Here is a 15,780-nt window from a genome sequence, read left to right as displayed (position 1 = left end):
GCTCTCGTTTCTGACGTCGGTTTATGGCTCGGGGTGCCGCTTCGAAGCGGGTACGGCCAGGGGCCGGCGGCGCTGCGGCGGCTGTCCGGCCAGGGCCTCGCGCAGGTCGCCGGGGTCGGTCTCCCCGCGCCCGGGCGGCACGGCCCAGTGCACGTCCCGCCCGCCGCGCACGTGCCACTGCGGTACGGCGACGACGGTGCCGTGGCGCAGCAGCCGCGCGGTGCGGGTCGCCTGCCACGGCCCGTGGAGCCGGTCGAGGAGGAAGAAGGCGACCTGGGCGTACGGGTTGACGATCACCGGGCCGATGCGGCCGCCGAGCAGGTGCAGCGTCTGGCGCGCCTCGGGCCCGGTGACGCGGATCGCCTCCCAGTGGCGGCCTGCGGGCAGGCGCGTCGTCCACACCAGCGGCACCCACTCGGGCCGCCACTGACGCGGATCGGGGTCCGTGAACTCCTCGTCCTCGGGCCACAGCGTCTCCCTCACCGTCCGGCTCCCTCGGCGACCGGTACCGGCGCGGGCGCGTCGGCGCCGGCCTGTTCTGCGCGGGTCTTGAGCTGTTCGGCGAACCGCTCGGACCAGTCGGGGTGGCGGCCGGGGTGGAGGAGGTGTTGGGCGAGGCGGTGCGCCTGCACGTCGCTGGTTCCGGCCGGCGGTTCGATGCACCAGCTGTCCCGCATCAGCCGCGCCATCTGGCTGTCGGCGTCGAGGGCCGCGGCCGCGTGGATCTCCATCCCCTGGCGCACGGAGTCCAGCAGGGCCTTCACCGCCTCGTGCTTGGAGGCGATCAGCAAGCTGTCGCAGGGCAGGCCGCGATCCAGCCGGGCGGCGGCCTTGTAGGCGAGGGCGCGTGCGGAGTCCAGCCGGGCCTGCATCCGCCCGAGTTTGTCCTGGACGACCGGGAGATCGCCCAGCGGCCTGCTGTAGCGCACCCGGGTCCCGGTCTCCGCGGTCGTGCGTTCGAGGACCGCGTGGTGCAGGCCCAGGGCGACCGCCGCGAGATTCGGGCGTCCGAACAGGATGCTGGAGGAGTAGGCGACGGCGAGGCCGTCGCCCACCTCGCCGACGACAGCGGAGGCCGGGACCTCGACGTTGTCGAACGTGATGGTGCCGAAGCTGAAACCGTGCAGGCCCAGCTGCCGCTTGTGCGGCTCCAGGCCCACCCCGCGCCGGTCCGCCTCCACGAGGAACGCGCTCAGGCCCCGGGAGCCCGGGCCGGTACGGACCACCACGCCGTGCAGTGCGCCGACGTGGGAGTTGCCGACGAAGCACTTCTTGCCGTTCAGCACGTAGGAGCCGCCGCGGCGCCGGGCGGTGGAGAGCATGCCCAGCACATGGCCGCCGGATCCGGCCTCGGTGACCGCGATGGTGGGCAGCACGCTCCCTGCGGCGATCGCGGGCAGCCAGGTCTGCTGCTGCTCCGGGCTGCCGAACAGGGCTATCTTGGCGACGCCGAGCTGGGAGGCCTGGGCGATCGCGCCCGCGGCGGCGCTGACGCGGGACAGCTCCTCCACGATGATCGTCTTGGCTTCGTGGCCGGCGCCCATCCCGCCCCACCGGGGATCGATGGTGGCGCCGATCCAGCCCTGGGCGGCGATCAGCGAGGCCAGTTCGCCGTCCACGGCCTGGTCGCGTTCCATCGCCGCGACGCGGGGGGCCACCTCCAAGGCGGCGAATTCTCGTACCGTGCGGCGTAGTTGCTCGTGACGTTCGGTGCTCACCTGCGTGCTCCTTCGCGTGGTGGGTCAGTGCGTGCGGGCGCGGGCGGCGATCAGCTCGGTGACCTCCGCCTGGAACTCCTTGATCACGGCCAGGGAACGGCGGCCGGTGGACAGGTGAAGGGCCTGGGTGCCGACCGCGCAGACGGTGCCCAGGACCATGCCGGTGTCCGGGTCGGGCAGCGGCGCGCCGACGTAGGTCCTGATGCCCACCCCGTCCACGACGGGGTTGCTGGAGAAGCGCGCCCACGCCTGCACGTCGGGCAGCACGAGCGCGGCGTCGCGGTCCAGCAGCGCCGGGCAGTAGCCGTGGTCCACGCGCATCGTGCGGCCGATCGCGGGCATGCCGGGCGCGCTGTAGAGGCCGGCGAAGGTCTGGACGTTGGTGATCAGGTTGACCATGGCGTACGGCTGGCCGAGCGCCACGCCGATCCGCGCGGCGATGTCGTCCAGGCCCGGCATCTGCATCAGGTCCAAGGCGCCGATCCGGCGGGCGCGTTCGAACTGCTCCCGGCTCAGTGCCGGCTCGGAAGGGGTCACAGCAGCGCTCCTGGGGAGGGGGGACGGGATCGGGCGGCATCCAGCGCGGTGGCGATCAGCGTCATCAGGACGCGGGCCGAAGCGTCGGGGTCGCGGGCGTCGAAGAAGACCACGGGCACCTCGTCCGGCAGCGTCATCGCCTGCCGCACGTCCTGGTCGCTGTAGGTGTAGAGGGAGTTGGCGAAGGTGTTCACGCCCACCACGAAGGGGAGCTGCCGGCGCTCGAAGTAGTCCAGGGCGGGGAAGGCGTCGGCCAGCTTCCTGGTGTCGGCGAGCACGACGGCACCCAGGGCGCCGATGACCAGGTCGTCCCAGCTGAACCAGAACCGCTGCTGGCCCGGCGTCCCGAACAGGTACAGCTCGAACCGGTGCGCCATGCCCTCTTCGTCGAAGGTGACCTTGCCGAAGTCCAGGCCGACGGTCGTGGTCGTCTTGCCCTCCACGCCCGCCAGGTCGTCGCTTCCCGTGCTGGCGTAGGTCAGCGGCACCTCGGTGGTCAGCGGCTCGATCTCGCTGACCGAGCCGACCATGGTGGTCTTGCCCACGCCGAACCCGCCCGTGACCACGATCTTCAAGACCGTGACGGGTTCAGCCTGCTTGGGGGAACTTGCGTCGTAGCCCGGCAAGGGTCGCCTCCAACATCTGTACTCCAGGGCGCGCGGCGTCCGGCGAGGCGACGACCGACAGGGCGCCGCAGTCGATGAGGTCCGAGATGAGGACCTGCGCCACCAGGACCGGCAACCGCAGCCGGCTCGCGGCCTCGGCCACCGGCAGCGGCGTGGAACCGAACAGCTCCAGCAGCCGCCGCTCGGCAGGCGCGCAGTGGGGCAGCTGCTCCTCGAGAGCTGAACCCCGGCCGACGAGGGTCTCCAAGCGCATCCGGTGCCGGGGGGCGGTTCGGCCACCGGTGAGGGCATAGGCGGGAACCACTCCCTCGCTGTCGCGCCGCCACGGCTCGGCGCCTGCGCCGGCCATGTCAGCCCGCAGCCCGGGCGGGCACGACGAGGTGCTGGGCGATGCTCTGCACGAACTGCTTCGCGGCGTAAGCCACGACCCCGGGGTCGGCGCCGCTGCTGGTCGCCACGCCCAGGAGGCAGCCGGTCACGTTGCCGGTCTCGGCGGCGACCTTCCACGGCGGCAGCCCCTCACCGGCGGCCATGATCATCACCAGACTGCCGTCGCCCAGCTCGGCGACGCACTGCCGTCCCGGCTCGGCGACCCCGCGGACGTCGCCGAGCCGGGACATGGTGAGGTAGGCGCTCGTGGTCAGCGCGGCCCAGTGCGCGCGGGCCGTCTCGTCGTTCAGCGTGCAGGCCAGCGAGAGGCCGTCCATGCTCGCGAAGACCGCGTCCTCGACGCCGGCGGTCAACCCGACGAAGTTGGCCAGCAGCCAGCCGAGGGCCTCGGGGGTGAATTCGCGCTCGTCCATGTGTCTCTCCATCAACTCTCGGAAGGCTGGATGTGGTGCGAGTCCGCCCGGCGCGTGGCGGTGAGCCAGCTCGCCGCCAGGGCGGTCGACGCCGCGGGCGGCTCGGTTGCCCGAAGGGGCCGGTCGCGGGCTGCCGGCTGCGCGGGCACCGTGCTCCGGCGCACCCGCTGGGGCAGGGGAGGAGCCCCGGAACCGGCCGGCCCCGGCACCGTCCGCACCGCGCTGACCAGGGCCGGCTGGGCCTGCGCCCCGGCCGGCCCGTGCGCGGCGGCAGCCGGTTGCCGGCCGGCCTCCGCCGGCGCGTCCGCGCTCAGGTACTGGCCGGGGATGAAGACCTTCGCCGTCACACCCGGCGAACCCGCCTCCAAGGAGACGGAGAGCCCCAGGCCGCGCGCCAGCCGGGCGCAGACCAGCAGTCCCAGCTGGCCCGAGCGCAGCTGCTCGACCGCCGAGGGGCCCTCGGGCCCGGCCAGGACCCCGTTCAGCCAGTCCAGTTGCGCCCCCGTCAGGGGCAGGCCGCGATCTCGGACGGTCACGACCAGGCCCTCGGCGACCACCACCGCATCGACCACGACCGGTGACGTGGGAGGCGAGAAGCGCGTCGCGTTGTCCGCCAGCTCCGCCACGATCCGTATCAGCGCCCAGGCGACATGGCCGGGAAGGTACAGCTCTTCCCGGGGCGGCACGTGTTCGATCTGCCCGAACGCGAGGATCTCCGCCGCGCCGGTGCGCAGCGCGGTGGCCACCGGCGTACTGCGGGCCAGCCCCCGGGGCACCTGCCCGGCCAGCAGCGCAGCGTTCTCGATCAGCCTCCGCAGCAGCACCGCGCGCTGGTCGACGCCGAACAGCACGTGCAGCAGTTCGGGATCCTCCACGCCCCTCTCGGCCGCGCTCAGCCCCTTGACCGCCTCATCCACCAGAGGATGGGCCCGCCGCGCCAGCAGCAGCAGCGCCTCCGTCCACGCCGGCAACTGGGCGGCGGCCGCCTGCTGGCGCTGCTCCGTCGCGAACTCTTGCAGCTGGTGCGCTGCCGCCGACGCCTGGCCGTACCAGTGCTCCGCCGTCCGCTGCTCCTGAGCGCGCTGGCGCTCCAGAGCCAGGGTGTTGGCGACGATCGCCTCCAGGGCGGCCGCGAAGGCGCTACCGGCCGGCTCACCGAGTGCCGGATCGAACGGCTCCGCCCACCCCCGCACCAGTGCCGGCATCCATCCGTCGGCGAGGTCCCGCAGCGCCGCTTCGCGGGTGTGCAGCAAGGCGGTTCCGGCGGCGGCGTCGGCCTCGGTGCGGCGATGTGCCGCGCGTTCGCGGCGCCACAGGAGTCCGGCGCCGATCGCGGCTGCGCACGGCGCGGCGACTGCGATCTCGGTGATCAGCATCGGCCGGCCCACCAGAGCGCCGCCGGCGCGGGGCGGGTGCCGGCGAGCCGCGGGCCGAACCCGGCGCCGAGCGGGCGCAGACCCGCCTTGCCGAAGCGCGCGGCGGCCAGGCCCTGGGCCGCGGCGGCCGCCGTGCTCCTGGCGGCCGCGCTCCGGGCGCTCTGCCCGTCGATGCGGCCGAAGGGAGCGGCGAGCAGGCCCCGCGGTGCGGTGTGGACAGGGCAGGAGGTTCTGGGGACGCGTGCCACCATGGCGTTCAGGGCGTCGGCGCCGAGCTGGAGGGCGCCGGGCAGATCGGGCCGGGCGGTGGTTTCGGGACAGGACATGGTGTCGCTTTCGTGGTCAGTTCGGCTCGGGGGCAGCGGGGGCGAGCGCGGGGTGCTCGACGATGTGCGGCGGCAGGAGCACACTCACGCGGGTGCCGTGGTCGGGGGAGCTGGCGAGGCCGACCTGGAGGTTCAGTGCGCGGGTGACCGCCGCGACCAGCCGCAGTCCGTGCCCGGGCCACGCTGCGGCCGACGGTCGGCGGCCGCCGGCCGCCAGCACCTGGCGGGCCGTGGCGAGGACCTCGGCCGGCATGCCGGGCCCCGGGTCGGTGACCATCAGCCAGGTCGACCCGTCCTCGGTCCGCTCCCCGACCTCGATACCGACAGGGCCGGTACCGGCCCGCAGCCCGTTCTCGGCCAGCTCCGCGACGGCGGCCACCAGCGGTCCCACCGCCTGCGGGTGCGTCAGCAACTGCAGGTTCCCGCCGAACAGGATCCGCTCGTAGCCCTCCACGGCCGCCGCGCCCGCCCTGATGACATCGATGAGCGGCGCGGGCTCGGTGCGGGCGGCCGGCCAGCCGCCGGACAGGATCATCAGCCGCACAGCCCGCCGCTCGGCGACCGCGTTCGCGTGGTCGACGGCATGCAAGTGCTGCAGCACATCGGGGTCCTCGACGCCCTGCTGCGCGGCGGCCAGCCTGCGACCCTGCTGCCGGACAGCGGACAGCACCGTCCGTGCCCCGGCCAGGGCATCGTGGCGGGCGGCCTGGCGGACCCGCTCGACGGTCATGCCGATGAACCGCGCGGCGTGCAGGGCTTCGGGGGGAAGCCCTTCCGGCAGTGCCTCGCCCTGCTCCGCGAGACTCAGCAGGATCGGGATCAAGGCGAGGAGCTCACCCGTGGAGAGTTCGCTCGCCGCGGCGACGTCGACCGCACCGTCGCGCCACTGGACCAGGGACATCGTCACCGCCGGCTCCCCTCGCGGCCGCCGTGCACGCTCGCGGCGCCGTCGGCGCGGGCGCAGGCGTTCACGCGGCGGCTCCTGCGGTGGCCCAGGTGTCCAGGAGGAGGTCCAGGTCGTCCAGGGAGGCACCCAGCGCGGCGGCGATCATGGCCTCCAGCCGAACCTGGTGCGTCTCGGGGGCGCCGCCGTTGCGCACCGTTGTGCGCAGCGCGGGCAGCAGGAGTACCTGCTGGTCCCGGTCGGCGTGCGAGGCGATGGTCAGCGCGGCGGCGGTGCCGGCGTTCCCCACCAGCGCACTGCGGGGCCACCCGCCCCGCCCGACGATCTCCACCAGCTCCCGTACCGCGTGGCGGGCTTCGACCTCGTAGACCTGCCGGGCGCCCTCGCTGTCGCGGGCGCTCGCCAGGGCGTCGGCACGCTCGACCTCCGTCGCCAGGCGCACCAGTTGGTCCCGCAGGGCGAATCCGTCCTGCAGATCGGGCAGGTCGGTCTCGGCCGCCACCGGGTGCAGCATCGCGAGCACCGGGTCCGCGGTGTTGCCGAAACCCGCCCCCTGGGGCTGGTGGTCGGCCACGGTACGGGCGAGACGGGCCTCCCACGCGGCGTGACGGTGGCCGCAGCCGCCTTCGGTCCCACTCGGGCCGGTCATCGTCTCCTCCAGGTTCGCGCAGTGTGGTTTCGGACAGTCAGGACGCATGCGGTGCAACGGTTTTGACGACGGGCAACTCGCGGATTCCGCCATCTCCACAGGCCAACGCGGCCTATCGTCTTGACGGAGAGCAAACCGCTTGTCACTGGCCGTTGGTAGGGGCCCGCCGCTGCGGACCCCGTGAAAGCCGTGAAAGATCATTCCGAGAGCAGGAGGCGCCGTATGGCCCGGGAGCGGAACACCCGACTGGCCAGCGTGATCGCCGAAACGGGCTGGTCGCAGCCCCGCGTCGCGCGAGAGATGCAGACCGTCGCCGCCGAGAACGGCATCGACGAGCTCCGAGCACTCGACCGCTCGCACATCGCCCACTGGGTCAAGGGAACGCGCCCCGGACCCAGTGCGGCCGCTACCTTGTGCGAAGCACTCACCCGCGGCCTTCGAGGCGTCCGCACGGTCACCCTGGCCGAGATCGGACTCGCCGACCACGATGCCCACGTCGGCCCCTCCTGGGCCGGCGACCCCGCTACCGCACTCACCACGCTCAGGGACGACATGTTCGCTCGCCGACAACTCCTCTACTCCACCGCCGCCGCCGCCCTCCCCGCCCTCACCTGGTGGGACAGCCGCCCGACAGTAGCTCGGCAGAACACGCCGCAGCAGCCACCGCGCGTCACGGCTGCTCATGTGGACGCCCTGCACGAGGCCGCCGCCTACTTTTCCGGCCAGGACCAGCGGCTCGGTGGCGGCACCGGCCGGACCGCGCTGCGCGCCTTCCTCGCCACTGACGTGGCCGCATACCTCACCGCAGCGAGCGGCGACATCCGCCCCCGCCTGCTCTCCGCCGCAGGTGAACTCACCTACCTGTACGGCTGGATGAGCTTCGACGCCGGCGACCAGGCCGGAGCCCAGAAGGCGTTCGGCGTGGCCCTGGCGCTGGCCGCCGAGGCCGACGACCCCGCGCTGGCCGGGCACATCCTGCGCGCCCAAGGCCACCAGGCGGGCGACCTCGGCCACCGCCGCATCGCGCTCCGCTACACCGAGGCGTCCGTGGACAGCGCCCGCTATCGGGCGGCCGGCCCTCGCGAGCGCGCCCTGTTCGGAGTCGTCCACGCCCGGGCCCTCGCTTCCGCCGGGCGCAAGAGCGACGCCCTTGCCGCCCTGCACCGCGCGGAGCACGACCTCGACCGGGCCGACGGCGAGCAGGCGCCCGCCCGGGCGGCGTTCTTCGGCGAGGCCGCTCTCGCGCACGAGACCGGGCTTACCCTGCGGACCCTGGGCGACCTGCCCGGCGCCGAGAAGGAGCTGCGGCGCAGCGTCCGCACCCGCGCCCTGCCCTACGCCCGCACCCACGCCGTCACCATCGGCTACCTCGGCGCCGTCCAGGCCCAGAGCGGGCGTGTAGAGGAGGCGTGCACGACCTGGCACCTCGCGCTCGACGCCATGACCGGCATCCGCTCCGACCGCGCCGCAGGCGTCGTCCGGCAGATGCTCAGCGCGCTCTCCCCGCTGCGAGGACGCGGCGGCAGCGTGGCGGCAGCCCTCGACGCCCGTGCCCGCGAAGCGCTCCTGGCCATAGGCTGAGCCGTCCAGGACGTGCAACGCCCGAAGGGCCGGCCGCCGCGCCGCCCCGGCCGGGTAGTAGGGGAGGCAGCGCGCATGCAGTTGACCATCGAGCAGATCGCCACCGTGGTCGGCGGACACGAAAAGGTCGCCGACGACTACCAGGGCGGCACCACGGCGATCATCAGGCTCGATGCCCGGTTCCCCGAGAGCATGACGGTGGGCCTGGAGGAGTTCAGCCACCTGACCGTGCTCTGGCACTTCGACCAGGCGTCCCCGGAGGATGTCCACCTGAAGGGCCTGCGCCACCCGCGCGGTGACACCCGCTGGCCCGCCACCGGCACCCTGGCCCACCGCAACCACCGCCGACCGAACCAGCTCGCCGTCTCCTACCCGCGGTTGATCGGAGTCGATGGACGGGACCTGCACGTCACCGACCTCGACGCGGTCGACGGCACCCCCGTGCTCGACATCGGCCCCTGGTTCAAGGAGATGGGGCCGCGCGGTCCCGTCCACCAGCCGGCCTGGCCCAGCGAGATGCTCGGGAGCGCCTACTGGGAGGGGGCGGACAAGCGTCCGTAGGTGCGCCGAGCTCGACACAAGACCGCCGCGCCGGTTCCCAGACGCCCGAGGCCGCGCGCCGCGCAAATCCTCGCCCATGGAGTGGCGCCGGGGTGTGACAACCAGGGATCGGCTCGGGTGGCTGACCGATGGATTCATTGGCGTGATCATCGGTCAACTCCTGTCTCTGCGTGGCGTGATGGGTGAGTACGTGCGGACCGCCCGCAGCGCTGCGTTCGGTCGGCGGCAGGTCTCTACCGTGGCTGGGGATCGGCGGCACCACTAGGCCGCCGGTCCGCCACTTCTCCGCCACATGGCGGCTCCGGTGCCGCGTGGATGTCGGCATCCCCAGTTGTTTCGTCACCTTTTGCCCGGATCTGGATGCCGGAGGGCCACGCGCCGCAGTGGGCAAGTGGCGGTGAAGTGGCGGACTCGCGGCCTGGATACGCCGCTCCGTGTCCTCCAAGCTGGCAGTGGCTCCGAGGTCTGCCGGAGCGGCCCGGCCCACCGCCTGAGGAGGCGAAGGTGACCGACACAGCAAGCTCGCTCGGCCAGGTCAAGCTCGGTCGCCGGCTGGAGCACCGCAGAGTTCCGGGCACGGAGCTCGGTGACAAGGTCGCCGCCGCTGCGCGCGATGCGGCTCTGGTCTTCCTGGCATCCGCCGAGCCGGAGTGCCTCGACAGCGTGCTGCTGGTCATCGCCGAATTGGTGACCAACGCCGCCATCCACGGCTGCGGGCTGGTCGACCTGGTGATGTGCCGGCACGTCCACGGGATCACCGTCGCGGTACGCGATCGCGATGAGCGCGTCGAAACCCTGCAGTTCAGGGCCAAGCAGGCCGTGAGGAGCGACAACGACATGGAGGGATGGAGCGTGGACGCAGTACTGGCCGCCATCGGTGAGGGCGGCAGGGGACTGCTGCTGGTCGAGAAGACGGCGACGGCGTGGGACGTGAGGCGCTGCCCGGGCGGGAAGACCGTCCGGGCGGCCTTCGCCTACCCCGAGGCCGCCGCATCGTGACCGCCCTGAACCTGGAGCGCCGCCGCCTGGCACCCGGCCTGACTACCCATCCCCTCGGTGTCGGCAGCCGCCGCATCGGATCGGAACCCGCCGTCAGCGACGCCGAATGGACCGCAGCCCTGCATACAGCGGTCGAGCGGGGCGCCGATCTGTTCGACACCGCAGACACCTACGGCGAGGGCCGGGCGGAGCGCCTCATCGGCCAAGTGCTGCGCTGCTACCCGCACGCCGACCTGAAGGTCAGCAGCAAGGTAGGCCACCAGGGCTCCGCCCCGCACCCGTACGCCGCCCCGCACCTGCGCCACCAGCTCGAACAGAGCATCGAGAACCTCGGCGTGGAGCGGATGGACCTCTACGTCCTGCCCAGCTTCGACTTCGGTGACAACGACCGCTACCTCCGGCCCGCGATCGACCAGATGCACACCCTGCGGGAAGTGGGCATGATCGGCGCGATCGGCCTGCGCGGCCCCGACCCCTGCACCAGGGGGACCGACGGGGCGGCCCAGCCCGGGCGGTTCCTCCAACTGCTGCGCCTGGTCGAACCCGACGTGGTCCTGACCCGGTTCAACGCGCTGACCCCCACCGTGTTGCTCGACGGGCAGGACCTGTTCACCTTCACCGCGCAGAACAGCATCGGGCTGCTTCTTGCCGCGCCCTTCGCGGGCGGAGTCCTCGCCTGGGGCGGGGACCGAGGCCCTGCGACGGCGCTGAGCCCGCAGGCGTGGTCGGTGGTCTCGGCCGGCTTGGACCGGTTGCGCGCGCAGTTGGTGGGCGGCCCGGCGGCGGTGGTCGGCGCAGCCCTGCAGTACTGCCTCGGCCAAGCTCCGCATTCGGCCGTGGTCGCGGGCTTCAGTAGCCGTCGCCAGGTTGCGGAGAACTTCGACAGCTTGGCAGTTCCGCTGAGCGCGGGTGATCTGGGCCTCGTCGGGGAGGTCTACCGCAGCGTGCGCGACGAGTTGGCCGTGCTCTCGGCTGCCGGTTCGCTCGCCCTGGCCTGAGCCGACCCATCAGCGCCTGCGACGCTGCCCCAGCACCTCCACCAGGTGCTGGGGCAGCGTGCGTCACTGGTTCGGCCGGCCGTCAGGCGGAGCCCGCGAGAGCGACCTTGGCGAGGGTCTCCCATCGGTAGCTGCGCCCTTCACGGCGTAGTTCGACGAGGTCGACGCTGCCGACCCTCAGGGCCACAGGCGGCAGCCGGCGCAGCGGGGCGACCGTGTCGATCACGGGCCGGGCGTCGCGGCCGCAGGGGTTGTAGGCGACGCCGAGATGAGGCCGGAAGCTGCTGGTGTCGGAACCGCCCGGCACGCCATGGGAGCTGCCGACCAGCGTGAGAGCGGTGTGGAGGCGGACCAGCGGTGTCCACGGGGACAGCGAGAAGCGGACCGCGCCCCGGGAGCCGGTGAGGGGATGGGCGTGCACGGTGAACGCGGGCAGGCCCATGTCGTCGACGGCCCGGACGAGATCTTGTGCACGAGAGGGCGAGACCAGGTGCCGGTCTCCGACGCGCACCATGGTGACGTGCAGGCCGTCAGCCGCGATCAGGTCGAGGCCCAGCGGTTCGAGCGGCTGCTGGCAGCGCTGCACCAGGTCGAGCAGGTCCGGCTGGCCGGCGAAGGTGAGCAGCCAGTACAGGACGCGGCGGTTGGGGTCTTCCCAGCCCGTCCGGTTCCAGTGGTTCTTCATCCGGGTCAGCGCCGAGAAGGCACCCCAGTCGTGGTCGGTGATGGCGAGCGCGTCGTCCAGGTCGGACGGCGGATCGGCGGGGAAGGAGTTGGTGTCGGGGATGAGCTGGTCCATGGGGCCTCTTGGTTGCGGCGGGCAGGCTGTCAGAGGGCGCCGCTGGCGATCTGGGCGGCCAGGGGGCGGGAGCGCCACAGGTGCAGTTCCTCCGCATAGTCCCCCACGGCCCGCGCGCCGCGCCAGGGCTGGGCCTGTTGGCACAGCTCCTGGGCCCGCTTCCACACCGAGGTGATCGGCGCACCGGAGCCGGCCTGGAGTGCTCGGACTCCCAGCCGCATGGCCTGCTCCACGTCGGGCGGGTCTTGGAGGAGGTGCGCGGTGGCCACGTCCAGTCCTACGAGGGCGCGGCTCCAGGCGGATTGGGACTGGCCCACCAGCGGCTGGATCTGGCGGGCGTAGGCGAATACCTCGTCCGGTCGCCCGAGGGAGAGGTGGGCGGTGATCGCGTTCGCGAGCGTCCGGGCCAGGGAGTACGGCTCGAAGCTGATGCACGAGGTCAGACCGTCCGGGACCGGGTACCTCTCCGACAGGTCGAGGGCACGGCCTATGGCCGCCTCGGCGTCTCGCGTGCGCCCCATCCTGGCCAGTGCCCGGGCCTGCCCGTTGACCAGGAGGCGGATCGCCTGGCCGTTGCCCGGGGCCAGGGCGACACCCGCCCTTGCCGCGTCGTCGGCCTCCCGGTAGCGGCCCTGGTAATACAGCGCCAGCGACTGGGTGCCGTGAGCCCATATGCGCAGCTCGGTGTCCCCGACCGCGGCGGCCAGGAGATCGGCCTCCGTGCTGTAGGCGCGTGCCGCATCGGGCTGTCCCGCGTTGACAGCCATGTAGCCCAGGAGGCCCGCGGACTGGCCGGTGAGCCGGAACAGTTCCGCCCGCTGGCGGGGCGCGCTCGGCCCCTTCAGCAGGCCGTGCAGCATCCGGCGCAGCAGCCGTACTTCGGCGGCCAGGTGCTGGGGGCCTGCGCTCTCGTACCGTGCGACGACGCTGTTGATCGCCATGTAGCTGGTCTCGATCACGGTGTCGGGGACGCTGGAGGAGACGAGGTCACGAGCCTGGCTGATGATCTCCAGCGGGTCGTCCAACTCCACGCCGGGGGCCGCACCGCGACCCGTCGCCTCCACAACCACAGGGGTGAGGGTGTCCTCGACGAGCGCGAAAAGCCGCTCGGCCGGCATGCCGAACATGTGGCTGAGCACGATCGACGCCGCATCCCGCGGCGCGGTCTTGAGCCCGGCGTTGAGCCAGCGGTCGTAGCTGCGGCGCGGGACGGTCTCCGAATTGAGCCGGTGGTTCCCCTCTTGGACGGCGGCCCGCTTCGCGGCCAAGGCGTACTGGATGCTGAACTTCTCGTAGGTTCCCCACCCGGCCTCGGCGGCGAGCTGCTTGATCCGGGGGATCATCGTCTGGGCCATCTGGCTGTTCCGCTCCGGGTGGGGTCAGCGCTGCGCGGCGTGGGGTGTCGTGAGCGCGTCGAGGGTCTCGGTGAAGCTGGCGGTCAGGGTGTCGAGGACGGCGGCGCCCTTCTCGGCGGTGCCGAGCGAGGGTCGGCCGATGACTCCGCTGTCGGTGTACGGGGCCATGCCGTGGACCAGGAGGTGTGGGCGATCCGCGACGTGGTCGGCCTTCTCGAAGCCGTCCCGCACCTGGTCGGGGCACAGGTGCAGGAGCAGCGACGTCTCGACTTCACCCGCGTGCATGTCGTCGTGGGCACTGCTCTCCAGGCCGGCCGCTTGCCGTGCCGACTGCCAGTCCTGGCCTCGTGGGAAGAGCGCCATCCGCGGGCCGTCGACGTTGGCCTCCTGGACGATGTTGGAGAGCACGTAGTTTCCGCCGTGGCCGTTCACCAGGACGAGCTTGTCGATGCCGGATCGTTCCAGGGAGCGGGCGATGTCGGTCACGACGCAGATCAGGGTGCTGGCGCTGATGCTCACCGTTCCGGGCCAGGCAGCGTGCTCGTGGGAGCACGCGATCGTCACGGGCGGCAGGAGAAGGAGTTGGTGCTCCGAGGCCACGGCGGTGGCGATGCCGCTGGCAACCAGGGTGTCGGTGGTCAGCGGAAGGTGGGCGCCGTGCTGCTCGAAGCTGCCGATGGGCAAGACCGCGACGGTCGCTGCCTGGTCACGGACCTCGGTCATCGTCGCGCTGGAGAGGGGGTTCATGCTCACATCCTGGGGGCCGAGGTGGCCATTGCGGTGCGGAAGGCGGCCACCTCGGCCGCAGAGCCGGGGTGGGAGGCCAGTGAACGGTCGAGCTGGCGAAGGTGGCGAAGGACGCGGGTGGAGCCGCGGGCGGTGCTCAGGAGGTCCGCTCCGGTGGCGGCGGCTTCGCAGACGCGCCCGCTGCCGGCGTAGGCGAGGGCGAGCCAGGCCCGGGTCAGGTACTCGTCCTGCCGCAGTTCCTGGGGCCACGAGCCGAGGGTCTCCTCCAGCGTGCGTACAGCGTGGTCGTGGCACCCCAGCAGGAGGAGGCAGTGTCCTCGGTGGGCTTGGACGTACGCCTGCCGACAGTGCTGGCCGATGGTGGCGGGGTCGTCGTCGAGTCCCAGTTCGTCTGCCTCATCCACCAGACGGGAGGCGGCGCGCAGAGCGTTCTCGCTGCCATGGGCGTCCCCGCTGAGAGCGAGGGCCTGCGCCAGGCGGAGCGCGGACAGCGCGCGATCACGTGGGGCGCCCTCGCCGTTCCGGACGGCGAGGCCGGCAAGCCTCTTGGCGGTCGCGGCGTCCCGGCGCTCGATCGCGCTTTGGGCCTGGCGCATGAGGGTGTAGGCCGTCATGGTGCCGTCAGTCGCTTCTCTGGCTAGGTGAAGGGAGCGGTCGAGCCAGTACGCCGAGTCCTCCGACGCGCCGAGCGTTTCGGCCGTCCAGCTCGCGAACTCGGCCCACCGGGCCTCAATCCCGAGCAGAGACCTCAGCAGGTGACCACGCGCCTGGCGCCGCGCCCCGCGGATCAGCGTCATCTCCGTGACCGCGGACCGGTGCACGTGCGCCGACCCGATGGCGTTGTGGGCCTCGGCGAGGATGCGAAGCAGGGTCGCCCAGTGCGGCACGAGGGCCGGATCGGGGGCTCCTGTACGCCCCGGCACCAGCTCCGCAGCCGCAGGGTCGCCGCCGCTCATCGGCGGCGGCTGCTCGTCCACGCCGCTCGCTGCATCGTCGGCGCGCGCGAACAGCACCTTCAACGGAATGCCCAGAAGGTGCTCAAGGACCCGGCCCGTTTCGTACCGCGGCAGCGACTTCAGATCACCGGCCATCCAGCGTTCGAAGCTGCGGGAGGAGACCGATACCTGCGCGATGCTCGGGTCCCCTTCCGACTCCGCCACTTCGAGAGCTGCGGCCCGGAACCGGTTGTAGAACACCTCGTACGGCCAGCGGTGCGCCTGCACCTCCTCACGGAACCTGTGCGTCATCTCACGACCCTCCGGTAGAGGCCCTGCCGGCCACACTCCGCTTCACCCGATCGGGGAGCGCCGGCTCCGACCGACCGGGCACGCTCGCCACCGACTACCCCATCGGCGGGGCGAGTTGCCCGCCTGACAGGCCATCAAGGTGTCCCACAGGATACCGGCTGGCCGCACGCGAACAGGCCTGATTGGGCAAGTCGGACACCGGTCCTGTGGTGGTGCTCCCAGCATCCACCGCACGCGATGGTGTGGCCAGGGCGCCGGTCCGGCCACTTCACCGCCACTTCAAGCTGCCCGGCCTACCCTGCCCCCTGATGAAACCTGGGCGAAAGTCCCAAATCCGAGATGCGCCATGGCGTCCGCCAACCGCAGCTGCGGGGAAGTGGCGGGGAAGTGGCGGATCGGCGGCGTAGCGGTGCCGTCTGTTCCGGGCCAGGCTCGAGGTGCCAGTGCCGGCGGCGCTCCCCTGCCGCTGGCACCGGCCCCGACTCGACTGCTGCGAAGGAGGTATAGGTGGCGTCCCACCGCAACAGCGGGCCGAGGCAACGGTGGGCTGTCCC

General features: G+C 72.5%; 18 protein-coding genes. 4 read left to right on the top strand and 14 right to left on the bottom strand.

The annotated features are described in order from the left end of the window. Nucleotides 1–21: 21 nt before the first annotated feature. From ACIP60_RS24345 to ACIP60_RS24300, 10 genes are all read right to left on the bottom strand, one after another. A complete protein-coding gene (locus ACIP60_RS24345; protein ID WP_400687694.1) occupies nt 22–483 on the bottom strand; it encodes a hypothetical protein in 462 nt (153 codons plus the stop codon). Then, nucleotides 480–1,718 carry an acyl-CoA dehydrogenase family protein gene (locus ACIP60_RS24340; protein WP_400687691.1) on the bottom strand — a complete coding sequence of 413 codons (1,239 nt, stop codon included), beginning with the start codon at nt 1,716–1,718 and terminating at the stop codon, nt 480–482. The genes ACIP60_RS24345 and ACIP60_RS24340 overlap by 4 nt, the downstream gene beginning before the upstream one ends. A gap of 24 nt (nt 1,719–1,742) precedes the next feature. Next, the gene (locus ACIP60_RS24335) at nt 1,743–2,255 is read right to left on the bottom strand and encodes a GAF domain-containing protein (protein ID WP_400687689.1); all 513 of its coding nucleotides are present in this window, start codon (nt 2,253–2,255) and stop codon (nt 1,743–1,745) included. Further along, nucleotides 2,252–2,830 (bottom strand): GTP-binding protein, encoded by a 579-nt coding sequence (locus tag ACIP60_RS24330; RefSeq protein WP_400687687.1) that lies wholly within the window; start codon nt 2,828–2,830, stop codon nt 2,252–2,254. The genes ACIP60_RS24335 and ACIP60_RS24330 overlap by 4 nt, the downstream gene beginning before the upstream one ends. A 13-nt stretch (nt 2,831–2,843) precedes the next feature. After that, nucleotides 2,844–3,134: a DUF742 domain-containing protein gene (locus ACIP60_RS24325; RefSeq protein ID WP_400688159.1), complete on the bottom strand. Its 291-nt coding sequence runs from the start codon at nt 3,132–3,134 to the stop codon at nt 2,844–2,846. Nucleotides 3,135–3,231: 97 nt separating this feature from the next. After that, on the bottom strand, nt 3,232–3,684 hold the full coding sequence (locus tag ACIP60_RS24320; RefSeq protein WP_400687685.1) for a roadblock/LC7 domain-containing protein: 453 nt from the start codon (nt 3,682–3,684) through the stop codon (nt 3,232–3,234). Nucleotides 3,685–3,695: 11 nt separating this feature from the next. After that, nucleotides 3,696–5,060 (bottom strand): ATP-binding protein, encoded by a 1,365-nt coding sequence (locus tag ACIP60_RS24315; RefSeq protein WP_400687684.1) that lies wholly within the window; start codon nt 5,058–5,060, stop codon nt 3,696–3,698. Beyond that, the gene (locus ACIP60_RS24310) at nt 5,054–5,386 is read right to left on the bottom strand and encodes a hypothetical protein (RefSeq protein ID WP_400687682.1); all 333 of its coding nucleotides are present in this window, start codon (nt 5,384–5,386) and stop codon (nt 5,054–5,056) included. The genes ACIP60_RS24315 and ACIP60_RS24310 overlap by 7 nt, the downstream gene beginning before the upstream one ends. Before the next feature lie 16 nt (nt 5,387–5,402). Further along, nucleotides 5,403–6,287 (bottom strand): sensor histidine kinase, encoded by an 885-nt coding sequence (locus ACIP60_RS24305; protein ID WP_400688157.1) that lies wholly within the window; start codon nt 6,285–6,287, stop codon nt 5,403–5,405. A gap of 67 nt (nt 6,288–6,354) precedes the next feature. After that, nucleotides 6,355–6,939 carry a hypothetical protein gene (locus tag ACIP60_RS24300; protein WP_400687680.1) on the bottom strand — a complete coding sequence of 195 codons (585 nt, stop codon included), beginning with the start codon at nt 6,937–6,939 and terminating at the stop codon, nt 6,355–6,357. A 222-nt stretch (nt 6,940–7,161) separates the two neighbouring features. Here ACIP60_RS24300 and ACIP60_RS24295 point away from each other — a divergent pair, with 222 nt between their 5' ends. The 4 genes from ACIP60_RS24295 to ACIP60_RS24280 all read left to right on the top strand — a co-directional run bounded on the left by ACIP60_RS24295 (nt 7,162) and on the right by ACIP60_RS24280 (nt 11,078). Then, on the top strand, nt 7,162–8,520 hold the full coding sequence (locus ACIP60_RS24295) for a Tat pathway signal protein (RefSeq protein WP_400687678.1): 1,359 nt from the start codon (nt 7,162–7,164) through the stop codon (nt 8,518–8,520). 75 nt (nt 8,521–8,595) lie between these two features. Then, nucleotides 8,596–9,081, top strand: coding sequence for an SAM-dependent methyltransferase (locus ACIP60_RS24290; protein ID WP_400687677.1), 486 nt, complete (start codon nt 8,596–8,598; stop codon nt 9,079–9,081). Nucleotides 9,082–9,585: 504 nt separating this feature from the next. After that, complete coding sequence (locus ACIP60_RS24285; protein WP_400687675.1) at nt 9,586–10,080, top strand: ATP-binding protein; 495 nt, start codon at nt 9,586–9,588, stop codon at nt 10,078–10,080. Next, nucleotides 10,077–11,078 carry an aldo/keto reductase gene (locus ACIP60_RS24280; protein WP_400687673.1) on the top strand — a complete coding sequence of 334 codons (1,002 nt, stop codon included), beginning with the start codon at nt 10,077–10,079 and terminating at the stop codon, nt 11,076–11,078. The genes ACIP60_RS24285 and ACIP60_RS24280 overlap by 4 nt, the downstream gene beginning before the upstream one ends. Before the next feature lie 82 nt (nt 11,079–11,160). Here the strand turns inward: ACIP60_RS24280 and ACIP60_RS24275 are convergent, their stop codons facing one another. The 4 genes from ACIP60_RS24275 to ACIP60_RS24260 are packed head-to-tail and all read right to left on the bottom strand — an operon-like array spanning nt 11,161 to nt 15,226. Continuing rightward, a complete protein-coding gene (locus ACIP60_RS24275) occupies nt 11,161–11,877 on the bottom strand; it encodes a 2'-5' RNA ligase family protein (RefSeq protein WP_400687671.1) in 717 nt (238 codons plus the stop codon). A 29-nt stretch (nt 11,878–11,906) separates the two neighbouring features. Next, the gene (locus ACIP60_RS24270; protein WP_400687669.1) at nt 11,907–13,232 is read right to left on the bottom strand and encodes a hypothetical protein; all 1,326 of its coding nucleotides are present in this window, start codon (nt 13,230–13,232) and stop codon (nt 11,907–11,909) included. A 24-nt stretch (nt 13,233–13,256) separates the two neighbouring features. Then, the gene (locus tag ACIP60_RS24265; RefSeq protein ID WP_400687667.1) at nt 13,257–13,979 is read right to left on the bottom strand and encodes a creatininase family protein; all 723 of its coding nucleotides are present in this window, start codon (nt 13,977–13,979) and stop codon (nt 13,257–13,259) included. A 2-nt stretch (nt 13,980–13,981) separates the two neighbouring features. Next, the gene (locus ACIP60_RS24260) at nt 13,982–15,226 is read right to left on the bottom strand and encodes a hypothetical protein (RefSeq protein ID WP_400687665.1); all 1,245 of its coding nucleotides are present in this window, start codon (nt 15,224–15,226) and stop codon (nt 13,982–13,984) included. Nucleotides 15,227–15,780: the final 554 nt, after the last annotated feature.

This window comes from Kitasatospora sp. NPDC088783 (assembly GCF_044750705.1).
Taxonomy (GTDB): Bacteria; Actinomycetota; Actinomycetes; order Streptomycetales; family Streptomycetaceae; genus Kitasatospora; species Kitasatospora fiedleri.
The sequence above is the reverse complement of the archived record's forward strand: the minus strand, read 5'-3'. Positions and strand labels throughout refer to the sequence as shown.